This window comes from Salinicola sp. MH3R3-1, from assembly GCF_001937155.1.
In the GTDB taxonomy this organism is placed as follows: domain Bacteria; phylum Pseudomonadota; class Gammaproteobacteria; order Pseudomonadales; family Halomonadaceae; genus Salinicola; species Salinicola halophyticus.
Genome location: NZ_MSDP01000003.1, coordinates 55,436 through 68,318 on the forward strand (window position 1 = coordinate 55,436; position 12,883 = coordinate 68,318).

General features: G+C 61.8%; 13 protein-coding genes. 9 read left to right on the top strand and 4 right to left on the bottom strand.

The window, feature by feature from the left end:
- Positions 1-2: 2 nt before the first annotated feature.
- The gene (locus BTW08_RS02370; RefSeq protein WP_075560916.1) at positions 3-800 is read left to right on the top strand and encodes an SDR family oxidoreductase; all 798 of its coding nucleotides are present in this window, start codon (positions 3-5) and stop codon (positions 798-800) included.
- Between the two features lie 77 nt (positions 801-877).
- Here BTW08_RS02370 and BTW08_RS02375 read toward each other — a convergent pair whose 3' ends face one another.
- The 3 genes from BTW08_RS02375 to BTW08_RS02385 all read right to left on the bottom strand — a co-directional run bounded on the left by BTW08_RS02375 (position 878) and on the right by BTW08_RS02385 (position 4,157).
- Positions 878-1,606, bottom strand: coding sequence for a DUF481 domain-containing protein (locus BTW08_RS02375; protein ID WP_168170625.1), 729 nt, complete (start codon positions 1,604-1,606; stop codon positions 878-880).
- A 498-nt stretch (positions 1,607-2,104) separates the two neighbouring features.
- On the bottom strand, positions 2,105-3,334 hold the full coding sequence (locus tag BTW08_RS02380; RefSeq protein ID WP_348638907.1) for an amino acid deaminase: 1,230 nt from the start codon (positions 3,332-3,334) through the stop codon (positions 2,105-2,107).
- Between the two features lie 31 nt (positions 3,335-3,365).
- Entirely contained in the window at positions 3,366-4,157 is a 792-nt protein-coding gene (locus BTW08_RS02385) for an IclR family transcriptional regulator (RefSeq protein WP_075560917.1), read from the bottom strand.
- A gap of 163 nt (positions 4,158-4,320) precedes the next feature.
- Between BTW08_RS02385 and BTW08_RS02390 the strand changes: the two genes are divergently transcribed.
- The 8 genes from BTW08_RS02390 (at position 4,321) to BTW08_RS02425 (ending at position 12,039) form a co-directional block, all read left to right on the top strand.
- Complete coding sequence (locus tag BTW08_RS02390; RefSeq protein ID WP_075560918.1) at positions 4,321-5,160, top strand: transporter substrate-binding domain-containing protein; 840 nt, start codon at positions 4,321-4,323, stop codon at positions 5,158-5,160.
- 78 nt (positions 5,161-5,238) lie between these two features.
- Positions 5,239-5,904: an amino acid ABC transporter permease gene (locus tag BTW08_RS02395; RefSeq protein ID WP_075560919.1), complete on the top strand. Its 666-nt coding sequence runs from the start codon at positions 5,239-5,241 to the stop codon at positions 5,902-5,904.
- Position 5,905: 1 nt separating this feature from the next.
- On the top strand, positions 5,906-6,580 hold the full coding sequence (locus tag BTW08_RS02400) for an amino acid ABC transporter permease (protein WP_075560920.1): 675 nt from the start codon (positions 5,906-5,908) through the stop codon (positions 6,578-6,580).
- Positions 6,577-7,341: an amino acid ABC transporter ATP-binding protein gene (locus BTW08_RS02405; protein ID WP_075560921.1), complete on the top strand. Its 765-nt coding sequence runs from the start codon at positions 6,577-6,579 to the stop codon at positions 7,339-7,341. Before BTW08_RS02400 ends, BTW08_RS02405 begins: the two co-directional genes overlap by 4 nt.
- 193 nt (positions 7,342-7,534) lie before the next feature.
- Positions 7,535-8,398: a MurR/RpiR family transcriptional regulator gene (locus BTW08_RS02410; RefSeq protein WP_075560922.1), complete on the top strand. Its 864-nt coding sequence runs from the start codon at positions 7,535-7,537 to the stop codon at positions 8,396-8,398.
- Between the two features lie 43 nt (positions 8,399-8,441).
- A complete protein-coding gene (locus tag BTW08_RS02415; RefSeq protein WP_075560923.1) occupies positions 8,442-9,911 on the top strand; it encodes a D-aminoacylase in 1,470 nt (489 codons plus the stop codon).
- Between the two features lie 53 nt (positions 9,912-9,964).
- Positions 9,965-10,357, top strand: a complete 393-nt coding sequence (locus tag BTW08_RS02420) for a RidA family protein (protein WP_075560924.1) — start codon at positions 9,965-9,967, stop codon at positions 10,355-10,357.
- A gap of 188 nt (positions 10,358-10,545) precedes the next feature.
- Complete coding sequence (locus BTW08_RS02425) at positions 10,546-12,039, top strand: sodium:solute symporter family protein (RefSeq protein WP_075560925.1); 1,494 nt, start codon at positions 10,546-10,548, stop codon at positions 12,037-12,039.
- Positions 12,040-12,099: 60 nt separating this feature from the next.
- On the opposite strand, the gene BTW08_RS02430 is transcribed toward BTW08_RS02425, so the two are convergent.
- The gene (locus tag BTW08_RS02430) at positions 12,100-12,585 is read right to left on the bottom strand and encodes an ureidoglycolate lyase (RefSeq protein ID WP_075560956.1); all 486 of its coding nucleotides are present in this window, start codon (positions 12,583-12,585) and stop codon (positions 12,100-12,102) included.
- Between the last annotated feature and the right edge of the window lie 298 nt (positions 12,586-12,883).

A 12,883-nucleotide genomic window follows, 5' to 3' on the forward strand; every position in this document is an offset into this window, starting at 1 on the left:
CCATGGATCTGGCTATTCGCGGCAAGACAGCGCTGATCACGGGCGCTCAGAGCGGTATCGGTCTGGCAACGGCAAGACAGCTGGCCGCCGAAGGCGTCAGTCTGATTCTCAGCGATCTCGATGCAGACGCCCTCGACCAGGCTGCCAGTGAAATCGATGGCGATCCGCTCTGTGTCATCGCCGACGTGACCCATCAGGAAGAAGTCGATGCGCTGGTTCGCCAGGGAGTCGAGCGCTTCGGCGCGGTCGACATCGTCGTCCACACGGCAGGCGTCACCGGCGCCAAGGGCGATCCGCTGGCACTCAGCGACGACGATTACCGCGACGCCTGGGAGATCGATTTCTTCTCGGCGGTGCGACTGGCGCGAGCGACGATTCCGGCGATGCGCGAGCGCGGCTGGGGCCGCTTCATCTGCATCACCTCGGAAAACACCGTTCAGCCCTACTGGGAAGAAGCGGTCTACAACACCGCCAAAGCCTCGCTCAGCACGTTCATCAAGAATCTCTCCTACCAGGAAGCCGCCCATGGGGTGCTCTGCAACACCGTGGCCCCAGCCTTCATTGCGACGCCGATGACCGACGGCATGATGAAACAGCGCGCCGAGCAACTCGGCTGTTCCTTCGAACAGGCGATCGAAAGCTTTCTCGAGGAAGAACGTCCCGGCATCGTCGCCAAACGCCGCGGCGAGGTCGATGAAGTGGCTTTCGTCATCGCCATGCTGGTGTCACAGCACGCCTCGTTCGTCAACGGCAGCAACGTTCGTGTCGACGGGGGCTCCGTCATCTCGGTTCAGAACTGAAGCGGCGGAGATGACGGCACGGAGCAAACGAGAAACGGGGCCGAGGCCCCGTTTTTGATTCCGCGATCATGCGGCGATCACAAATTATAGACCAGCGAGACACCCGTGGTGGTATCGGTCTGACTGGAAGCGCCCGGCGGTGGGTTGTCGTTGAACTCGACCTCGTAGGACACCTTGAGCGACAGCGTGTCGTTCATCGCCACCGTCAGTGCCGTTTCCGAGCGGCCAATGATGTTCTCCTCCGAGGCCTCGGTCGCCAGCGCTTGCGAGAACTTCGACGTCTCGGAGAATTGCCAGTCGTAGTCCAACCCGGCGTAGAGCAGGCCGACGTTGTCATGGCCGCCCTCTTCATACTCGTCGTGGCGTACACCCGGGCCCGCTTCCACGGTCAGCGATTGCGGCGGGCCGATGAGCAACTGTCGCCCGTAGCCGCCAACCAGGGTCGATTGGGAGTCGTAACCCGAGAAGCGGTCCTTGTCCCAGCGGGCCAGGCCAAACAGATAGTTGTAGGTGGAGAGGTTGTAACGCGTGCGCCCGGCGACCAGATACTCCTCCGCCGAGGTCTCGTCATCGTCACTGGCGCTCCTCGCGCTCAGCTGCAGATTGTAGGACCAGGGCGCGTTGAACCAGGTCATGTCCGCCCCGGCAAGCAGGCTCTCGCTATTACTGTTGCCGCTGATCTTGTGATAGCCAAGCTCGGCCGTGCCCTCGAAAGGCTTTTCCGCCGTGGCCGGATTCTTCATGACATCCAGCTCCTCGAGCTGTGCCTGAGCCAGGCCGGCACAGGTCAGGCTCGTGATTCCCAAGCCAGTGACCATGAGCGCTTTCAGCCGCTCTGAAACTCCTTGAGCGGGCGTTCGTCCTTGATGAGTCACACTATCGCCTCTTGTGGCAGTCGAAATGCACCATACGTCGAATTGACGTCAGTACTTTGCATTAGACTTAACCCACGGCAAGGAAACAACCAAACAGCGTTTTGATTCACATTTCCCATCCTGGCATCGAGCTCGGCCCAACCCGATCCGGCTCGAAAGACAGGCATAAAAAAGGCGAGCCAAATGGCTCGCCACAACAACTTCCGTCAATGATTCGTTAGGTCTCATCCCGACGGAAGAGCGCTCGGGAAATGAACCGCGCAATCGCCGAGTCGGCTTGCCGCGCGCTTCATCCTGAAAATGTCGGCACCGATAACGAGACCCGCCCGTTACCGAATGCTCTCGAACGCCAAGTTAAGCGAGCAACGGCCGGCCGTCAATATTTATGGAAACCATTTCCACTTTTTTAATTGCCGAAGCGACAGCCGCTCAGAAGCAGGTCTCCAGCACTTCCATAACCGCCAGCCGCTCATCGACCAGCAGCATGCGCCGCCACTTGTCGAAGGTCAGGCAGGGATGCGAGGTGCCGAAAGCGATGACGTCGCCAACGGAGATCTCGGCAGTCGTCGGCACCTCGAGAAAGACGTGCTGATCCATGATGTTTGTCGTTCGCCACCCGCTGATGTCGATCGGCGCCGCGTTCTCGCCATGCAGGGAATAGAGCCGTAGCGGCAGCGGCATATCCGGCTCGTGGCCGATATCGCGTTTGCCCAGCGCAATGATCGCCAGACCCGGCTCGGGTAGCGACTGCACGTGGGCGAACACCTCGAGCGCCGGCTGTAGCTCGCCTTCGAGCTTGGGGTCACGAGCCTTGACCGCATCCATCGCGCCGGCGTAGAGCTTGTGATCGTGCACCACGTAGCAGCCCGGTCGCAGCACCGGCGTGTAGTGTTCGCGCAGTTCTGCTAGGTCAAACGCCTCGGCGATCAGGTCGAACCATTTGGAACCGGAAGCGGTAACGATCGGCGCCTGACGTTTGAGCACACCGCTGGCCTGCAACGTGCGAACGATGTCGACCAGCCGCTCACCGTAGGCGCGTACGGCCGCGACCTCGTCACCGCCGCCAATCATGCCTTCGTACCCTTCGATGCCCACCAGCGCCAGTGCCGGCTGCTCGGCAATGGCGGCTACCAGGGCGTCTACCTGCGAGGCAGTACGGCAGCCGCAGCGGCCGCCATCGATGCCCAGCTCGATCAGTAAATTGAGCGTAAGACCTCGTGCGGCGAAGAAAGCCCCCAGGTCGCGAACGTTATCCGCACCGTCGACCACGCAGTAGTAATCCAGCCCTGACTCGATGGCATCCGCGACCAGTGCCATGTTGGGTCGCCCCACCAGTTGATTGACCATCAGCACCCGGTCGATGCCGTGAGCATGCGCCGCCACCGTCTGCACTGCCGTCGCCAGCGTGATGCCCCAGGCCCCCGCCTCGATCTGACGTTTGAACAGCTTGGGTGCCATGGTGGTCTTGCCGTGAGGCGCGAGCTTGGCGCCGTGGTCGTCCGCGAAGCGCTGCATCCAGGCCAGATTGTGCGCCAGCGGCGCCTCGAAGATCGCCGCCGCCGGCAACGGGACGTCCGTCAGCAGATTTGCGGGGGTCGAAAGCGGCGTGCCTTTCTCCACGGCCGCCGATGCGTTTCCTGAAGCAGTCATATTGTTCATTGTCTTTCTCCGGATAGGGGTCTCGGCAGGCTCAATCTGTGTTGGAGAGCATGAAGGACGCTTCGCGCAGCGCGCCGATCAGAGTTTCGCGCCGCGATTCATCGGCATCACGACCGATGGTGAAGCAGAGCGTAGCCCGGGCTCGGTCGGTGCCTTCGTGGATCGGCACGGCCATACAGCAGGCGAAGCTGTCGACCAGACCTTCGGTGAGCGCATAGCCACGCTGTTGCGTCAGTTCGATCTCCGCAATGAAACCGTCGATATCGATTCGCTCACCGTCGGGGAGCATGAAGTCCTCATCCGGTACCAGCCCCAGCATGGCTTCCCTGCTCATGCCACCCAGCAGGACGCGCCCGGACGCCGTCCACGGGATCGGCACCTTGACCCCGACTTCGGAGCTGATGCGAAACGGTCTGGCACCGTTTTCGTTGAGCATCACGGTGTACTTGTCGCCATCCAGCATGCACAGCTGGGTAGTCTCGTCGTAGCGCGCCGACAGCTCACGCATGACCGGTCGCGCACGCTTCAGCAGATCGTTGTGATCCGCGTAGTCGAGTCCGAAATAGTGCATCGCCCGGCCGAAAAAGACCCGTCCGTCACTCTCCGTCTCCAACCACCCCGCTTCACTGAGCAGGTTGATCAGCTCGTAAACGCTGGAGCGGGGCGCGCCCGTCGCCTCCATCAACGCCTTCGGCGTCATCGGCTGACGATGAAGATGTAGCTGTTCACACAGGGCGTTAACGCGATCGACCCCGCGGGCGCGAGGAGCCGCGGCGCTGGAAGATGTGGTGGTGCTGGAAGACCTGGTGCTGGAATCGCTCATATCACCTCATTGATGGTGCTACGGGTCCGATCTACCCGGTTAGGTGCCGCTGAATGACACCCTTGCGCAGAGCCGGTGAATAGGTGCAGTATAAATTCATCCGATAAATCGGACAACAATCCGATATATCGGACAAACAACAGCAACAATACGAGCCCACTCCATGAAAACGATCCTCAAAGCGCTGAGCGCCGTTGCGGCGGTCGCCCTCATCCCCTCACTTGCCGCCACCCACGCGCAGGCCGATACCCTGCAGACGGTGCTGGACCGTGGCGAACTGGTCGTCGGCACCGGTAGTTCGAATCCCCCCTGGCACTTCACCGACAATGGCCAGACCGTCGGATTCGATGCCGACATCGGCCATATTCTGGCTCAAGGTCTGTTCAACGATCCCAGTAAAGTCCGTTTCGTCAACCAGTCTTCGGATGCCCGAATTCCCAACCTGCTGACGAACAAGGTCGACATCTCCTGCCAAGGGATGACCGTCACGGCGGCACGTGCGCAACAGGTCGCTTTCACCGTGCCCTATTATCGCGAGGGCGTCGGCCTGCTGATGCTCAAGGGCGGCGACTACGGCGATTACGACGCGCTCAAGTCGGCCGGCAGCGACATCACGGTTGCCGTGCTGCAGAACGTCTATGCCGAGGAGATGGTCCATCAGGCACTGCCGGAAGCCGAGGTCGACCAGTATGAAAGCCAGAATCTGATCTATCAGGCCCTCAACTCCCATCGTGCCGCAGCGGTCGCGACCGACCTTTCGACCTTGAAGTGGTACATGAAGAATAACGGCGATCGCTACGTCGATGCCGGCTACAGCTGGAATCCGCAATCCTACGCCTGCGCCGTGTCGCCCGACGATCAGCGCTGGTTGAATTTCGTCAACACCACCCTCGAAGAAGCCATGTACGGCGTCGAGTTCCAGCGCTCTTCCGATGCCTTCGAACAATGGTTCGGCGAGCGCCCCCCGGCACCGAAAACCGGCTTCCCTGCCGAAATGCGTTAAATCCCGGTTTTGGCGCTGCCGAACTCATAGGGTTCGGCAGCGCCCTGCCAAACCGCTCGACCAGGCAGACGAACGCTCATGAACTATCACTTCAATTTCGCCCCTATTTTCGATCAGTGGCCGATACTGCTGAGTGGCATTGGTCTTGGTCTGCTGCTGGCACTGGTGTCGATCGCGATTGGCTCCGCGCTCGGACTGGTGGTCGCTTTCGCCAGTCGTGCGCCGAATCGATGGCTTCGCAGCCTGGCCTTCACCTGGATCTCGATCCTGCGCAATCTGCCGATCCTGGTGATCGTGCTGTTTCTGTTCTTCGGCATGCCGCAGTTGGGTCTGTCGCTGGACAAGATCACCAGCTTCATCGTGGCCCTGTCGCTTTACGCCAGCGCCTATATGGCCGAGGTCTTCCGGGGTGGCCTGTTGAGCGTCCCCCAGGGATTGATCGAAGCCGGACAGGCGATCGGCCTGACGTCGTTCCGGATCAAGCGCTACATCGTGCTACCGATCATGTTTCGCAACGCGCTGCCGGCGTTCGGCAACAACTTCATCTCGCTGTTCAAGGACACCTCGCTGGCGGCCACCATCGCGGTTCCCGAGCTGACGTTCTATGCCCGCAAGATCAACTCCGAAACCTTTCGAGTCATCGAAGTCTGGCTCGTCGCGTCGCTCCTCTACATCGTTTGCTGCTATGCCATCACGCTCGTGCTGAGAGCCATGGAAAAACGGCTCGTGCTGGAGAAAACCTGACATGGACTGGAGCTACTTCTTCAACGAGGTCGTGAACAACCGTGATGCGCTGCTGCACGGAACTGCGATCACCTTCGCGGTATCGCTGATCGCCATTCTGGCCGGAACCGTGCTGGGCATCGTGATCGGCATTGCCGTCACCTATGGCAACAAGCCACTGCGATGGCCGGCCCGGCTCTATATCGACATCATCCGCGGTACGCCCGTGCTGGTTCTGGTGCTGGCGACCTTCTACGTCTCTTCCGCCGTGGGCTTCAACCTCACCGCCTTCCAGGCCGGCGCGCTGGCGCTCACGCTGTTCTGCGCTTCCCACGTCGGAGAAATCCTGCGTGGCGCACTACAATCCCTGTCGCGCGGTCAAATCGAGGCCGGACGCGCCATCGGCCTCACCTTCGGCGGCATCTTCCGCTACATCCTGTTTCCCCAGGCGCTGCGCTATGCCCTGCCGACATGGATCACTGCTGCGGTGGAAATGGTCAAGGCGTCGACGCTGCTGTCGGTCATTGGCGTCGCCGAACTACTGCTGACCACCCAGCAGATCATCAGCAACAATTTTCTCAACATGCAGTTCTACCTGCTGGCCGGTGTGATCTATTTCCTGATCGACTTCGCCATCGAGCAGGTCGGGCGTTTCATTGGTCGGCGTCTCGAACAGCCCACTCGGAGAATGGTATGACCCCTATCGTGGAAGTGCGCGCGCTACACAAGCGATTCGGCGAGCTCGAAGTGCTCAAGGGCATCGACTTTACGGTCGCAGAGGGCGAGGTCGTCTCGGTCATCGGCGCCAGCGGTTCGGGCAAGACCACCCTGCTGCGATGCCTCAATCTGCTCGAAGAGTTCCATCAGGGCGAGGTACTGATCGGTGGCGAAGCGATCGGCTATCACACGCGGCGTGGCCAACGGGCACGGGTGGGCGAGCATGAAATCGCGCGTCAGCGGGCAATGACCGGCATGGTCTTTCAGTCGTTCAACCTGTTCCCGCACATGAGCGCGCTGGACAACGTCACGCTCGGGCTGACCAAGGTGCGGGGCATGCCGAAAAACCAGGCGATCGAGCTCGGGGATCATTGGCTGGAGCGAGTCGGCATGCTCGAACGTCGGGATTACCGCCCCTCGCAACTCTCCGGCGGCCAGCAGCAGCGTGTCGCGATCGCGCGCGCCATCGCCATGAATCCCAAGGTGATGCTGTTCGACGAGGCCACTTCTGCGCTCGATCCGGAGCGCGTCGGCGAGGTGCTGGAGACGATTCGCTCGCTTGCCCAGGAAGGCATGACCATGGTGCTGGTCACGCATGAAATGCGATTTGCCCGGGACGTCTCCGACAAGGTCGTGTTCATGGAGGATGGCCGGATCGCCGAGCAGGGCCCGCCCGAAAGATTGTTCATGCACCCGGAGTCGCCACGCCTGCAGGCGTTTCTCAAGACCTCTTCATTCTGATCTGAACGACATCTGCCTGACCTGAACGACATCTACGGGAGCTCTGGAAAGTTAACCGGCAAGGTGCCTGGCCTCATACCTTGGTCGGAAAGTCTCGCCCGCGGAAGATAACAACTTTCATAAAAATAAATTCTAGGTTAGAAAGTGCCAGGAGAGTTCGAATCGCGTTTTAAGTCATGCCAAGGAATGCCGTGTGAGCCAGCAGATCGACATCCTGTCGCATATCACCGCCTGTCTGCCAAGTCTGCGCGAGGCGGAGAAGAAGGTGGCCAACCTGATCTTCGATGATATCGATTTCGTCGCCGAGGCGAGTATCGGCGAGATCGCAAAGCGCGCCGAGGTGAGCGATGCCAGCGTGACTCGTTTCGCTCGCGCGGTGGACTGCCGCAACGTGCGCGATCTCAAGACGCGCCTGACTCGGGCGCTGGCGGCCGGTCGCCGTTTTATCCAGGAAGCCAGCGAGGACGATGGACTGGGGGTGATCTACGATACCGCTGCCCAGACCCTGGCGCTCAATCGCACGCTGATGGAGCAGGCCGATGTCGAGGGCGCGGTGGCGATGCTCGACGACGCTCGCCAGATTCTGGTGTTCGGTGCCGGCGGCGGCTCGACGGTGATGGCGCAGGAGATGCAGTTCCGGCTGGTTCGTCTCGGCTACGCGATCAGCGCCTATCCCCAGTCGCTGTTGCCGCGCATGGTCGCCTCGACCCTGGAACCCGATGACGTCGTGGTGGCGCTTTCGGTCACCGGCTATACCCCGGAAATCGTCGAGGCGGCCGAGCTGGCTCGCCAGTATGGCGCTCGGGTGCTGGCCGTCACCGCGGCCGGTTCGCCGCTGGCCAAGGTCGCCAATATCACGTTGCCGCTGGCGGCCCGCGAGACCGACTACATCTATTTTCCGTCGTCGTCGCGCTACGCCATGATGGCCGCCATCGACATGCTGGCGCTTGGCCTGGCCTTGCGGCATCGCTCGCGCACTCGCGACAAGCTGCGACGACTCAAGATCACTCTCGATGCCCACCGCGGCGGCGACAACCGCCAGCCGCTGGGGGATTGAGCGCCCAGGAGCGCTCTCCGGGAACCATCATCCAGGAGTCACGATGTCCCACGATTTGTTGATTCGCCGCGCCAGCATCATCGACGGCAGCGGACGCGAGCCTTTCATCGCCGACATCGCGATCGACGACGACCGAATCGTCGCCATCGGTGATCTGGACGGCGAGGAGGCGGGAACGGTCATCGATGCCGAAGGGCTGATTCTCACCCCCGGCTTCATCGACGTGCATACCCATGACGACACCAATGTCATTCGCCAGCCGGAAATGCTGCCGAAACTGTCCCAGGGCGTCACCACCGTGGTGGTCGGCAACTGCGGCATCAGCGCTAGCCCCGTCAAGCTGGCCGGTGAGGTGCCGGACCCGATGAACCTGCTCGGCCGCGCGGAGGATTTTTGCTACCCGAGCTTCGCCGCCTACGCCGAGGCGATCGCCAAGGCACAGCCGAGCGTCAACGTGGCTGCGCTGATCGGCCACACCAGCCTGCGCAGCCAGGTCATGGATCGCTTCGACCGGGCCGCCAGCGATGGTGAAATTGCCGCGATGCGCGAACAGCTGGAAATCGCGCTGGCCGAGGGCGCCGTCGGCATGAGCTCCGGACTCGCCTACCGCAACGCCTATCACGCGCCCACGGCCGAGATGGATACGCTGGTCGAGGCCGTCGGCCGCGCCGGTGGCGTCTATACCACGCATTTGCGCGATGAGTTCGCGGGCCTCCCCGAGGCAATGGACGAGGCCTTCGCCACCGCCAGACACGGTCAGGCACCGCTGGTGATCTCGCACCTCAAGTGTGCCGGTGCCGGCAACTGGGGCAACGCGCCCAAGGCGCTGGCCAAGCTCGACGATGCCGCGCTATCACACGGCGTGCACTGCGACTGTTACCCCTACACCGCCGGCTCCTCGACGCTGGATCTGGGTCAGGTCACCGACGAGATCGACATTTTCATCACCTGGTCCGACCCGCATCCGGAGATGGCCCGCCAGCCGCTGAAGGCGATCGCCGAACAGTGGGATCTGTCGCTGATGGACGCGGCCCGGCGTCTGCAGCCGGCCGGCGCGGTCTATCACAACATGAGCGAGGCGGACATGCGTCAGGTGCTGTCGCATCCGTTGTCGATGGTCGGCTCCGACGGCCTGCCCAACGATCCGCATCCGCATCCGCGGCTGTGGGGCGCGTTTCCGCGGGTGCTCGCGCATTACAGTCGCGACCTGCAACTGCTGCCGCTGACCGAGGCGGTGCGCAAGATGACCGGGCTTTCCGCCGCCAACTTCGGCCTGACCGATCGCGGCGAAATCCGTGTCGGCGCTTTTGCCGATCTGGTGCTGTTCGACCTCGACACGCTCGAGGACACCGCGACCTACACCGCGCCGATCGCCAGAGCAGGCGGCATCGAGCTGGTCGTCGTCAACGGCGTGGTCAGCTATCGCCAGGGCGAGGCCAGCGAACATAGGGCCGGACGACTGCTGCGGCGTCAGGTCCGGCTGTCGGCTCGGCCTTCCCGCACGGCGTCATGATTTTTCACTCGCATTACCCATCCGATCATTGAGACAACCCAGGAGAAAACCGTATGAGCATCAAACGTTATGGCGTCGAAGGCGGCGTCGGCACCGGTGGCCAGAAACTGCCCTTCGCCCGCGCCACCGAAGCGGCCGGCTGGCTGTTCGTCTCCGGCCAGACTCCGATGACCGACGGCGAAGTCGTCGAAGGCAGCATCGTCGAGCAGTCGCGGCTGGCGTTCGCCAACTGCCTGAAGATCGCCGAGGAAGCCGGCTACGGCGTGGAAGACGTGGTCCATGTCACTGCCGTGCTCACCGACGCGCGCTATTTCAGCTCGTTCAACAAGGTGTTCAAGGAAGTGTTCGGCGATCACCCGCCGGCGCGGATCTGCAGCGTTCAGGATCTGGTGGTGGACTGTAAGGTCGAGGTCGACATCAAGTGCTATCGCGCTGATCGCGCCTGATAAGCGCCTGCGCGTACGCATCGCCCGAAAGTTGATCGAATGCGTTGAAGAGACGCTTTGGAACATCTGCAAGAAAGGTGGCCGCGCCCCGGCAAGGGCGCGACCGCAGTGAAAAACCCCATAGGCCATGACATTCCACACTGCTCCGGTCGCGGCAACGACCGGAACGACAATTATAAGAGGTCATTATGAACAGTCACGTTTTCCTCGGGACCTTTATCGCCTACGTGATCATCATGATCGCGTTCGGGTGGTGGGTTTCTCGCAACAGTCGCGGCAGCGGCGACGATTTCCTGCTCGGCGGACGTAGCGTCCCGATCTTTCTGACCATCGGTACCACGGTGGCGACCATGGTCGGCACCGGTTCAAGCATGGGCGCCGTCGGTTTCGGCTACGCCAACGGCTGGGCCGGCGCGCTCTACGGTATCGGCGGCTCCATCGGCGTGATCCTGCTGGCGTTGTGCTTCGCGCCGGTTCGCCGCTTCCGCTTCATGACCATGAGCGAAGAGCTTTCCTACTACGTCGGTGCCAATCGCTGGGTTCGCAACATCGTCGCCGTGCTGATCTACATCGCCTGCATCGGCTGGCTGGGCGCGCACATTCTCGGCGGCGGGCTCTATCTGTCGTGGATGGCGGGGATCGATCTGACCACGGCGCGCATTCTGGTCGCGCTGGGCTTCGGTATCTACTGCGTGATCGGTGGCTACATGGCGGTGATCTGGACCGATACCGTGCAGGCCGTGATCCTGTTCGTCGGCTTCATCGTGATGGCGATCATCGCGCTGGTCGAAGTCGGCGGTTTCTCGGGTCTCGGCACCAACATGGATGTCGCGGCCACCAGTTTCCTGGGTGTCGACAAGATCGGACTGATACCGGCGATCTCTCTCGCCGCCGTCATCGCCGTCGGCGTGCTGGCAACGCCCTCCTACCGCCAGCGGATCTACTCCGGCAACTCGGTCAGCTCGGTGCGCAAGTCGTTCATCATCACCGGCGTCCTCTATCTGTTCTTCTCGATCATTCCGGCGATCATCGGCATGGCGACCCATGCGCTGAACCCTAGCCTCGACAACAGCAACTTCGCTTTCCCGTTCCTAGCCACCGAGATCCTGCCGCTGTGGCTCGGCCTGCTGCTGCTGGTCGCCGGGCTGTCGGCGACCATGTCCAGCGCGAGTTCGGATGCCATCGCTGGCGTCTCGATCCTGCTGCGCGACGTCTACGTGCTGTTCACCGGTCACACGCCGTCGGCCCGCAAGGTCGTGGGCCTGTCACGGCTGGCGCTGGTCGCCACCATCGGCCTGGCGCTGCTGTTCGCGCTGACCTCCAACAACGTCATCAGCTATATCACCAGCATGATCGCGACCGTGATGGCCGGGATGTTCGTATGTGGCGTGCTGGGACGCTTCTGGCCACGCTACAACTGGCAGGGCGCCATCGCTACGCTGATCGCTGCGTCTGCCACGTCTCTGGCGGTGATCAACGTGGATAGCTGGACGGCCTTCTGGGGCAACCCCAGCATTCCGGCGGTGCTGGTCGCGCTGGTCGTTGGCGTCGTGGTCAGTCTGGTCACGCCGGCCTCCAAAGTGACTCCGGAGCAGGCGCTCAAGATCATCGATGACGAACGCGAGCGCATGGAGCTGGATGAAGATCCGGCTGCGGCGATCAGCGGCAGCAAATCGGTCTGAGCCAATGGCAAGATGATGCCTTCGACGCCCCGCTCTCTAGTGGGGCGTCGTCGTTCCATGTCATGCCATCAGCACCCGAATCGCCATCGGTCGCTCGTCGAGATTGTCCGAGCCGCCGCGGTCGACGACCAGAAACTCGCCTTCATGTTCCAGCACCGAATGGATCGCATGCCAGGTACCGGCGCGATAGTTGACGCCCTGGCGACCGTCGGTGACGAAGGCACAGACCCTCATCGGATCGATCTCGTCTCCCGGCGGCGCCACCACGACGATGAAGCGCTCCTCGTGCAGCGGCATGAACGCCTGGCTGCCCAGCGGATGGCGCTCCAGCAGCTCGATCTCCAACGGCAACGAGACCGGCTGGCTCACGAACACGCTAATCAGCGCTCGTGACGGCGCGTCCAGAATCTCCACCCGAGCCAGATCGTGATGTCGCTGGGTACGCCCGTTGTTGATCGGGAAAGCGGCGCTGGTGCGCGCATCGATCACGTCGCCGAACGGCGCGAAAGCCTCCGCCGTCAGGGGCCGCGCGGTCAATTCCATCATGATCTCTATTCCCCTTTTGATCAGCTTCAAATGTCGGCCGCAAATGTTGGTTTCGGCTTCCTGAATCCGGCTATCGTACACAAAAACCCATCGATACCGTTTCTCGCACCGATAGAGTGCAGAGGATCAATATTTTGCGCCTTGATCATGCTCTGCCACTCATCATGAGCTTCTAAACCTGTTTAATGGTCTCTGTAGAGCGCGCTTTACCGAGATCCAGCGAACAGGTCCTTATGAAACCCCACGGCCTAACGCCTTGGTCTGCGACGTGATTATTCGTCGCCGACCGTCTCCTGCC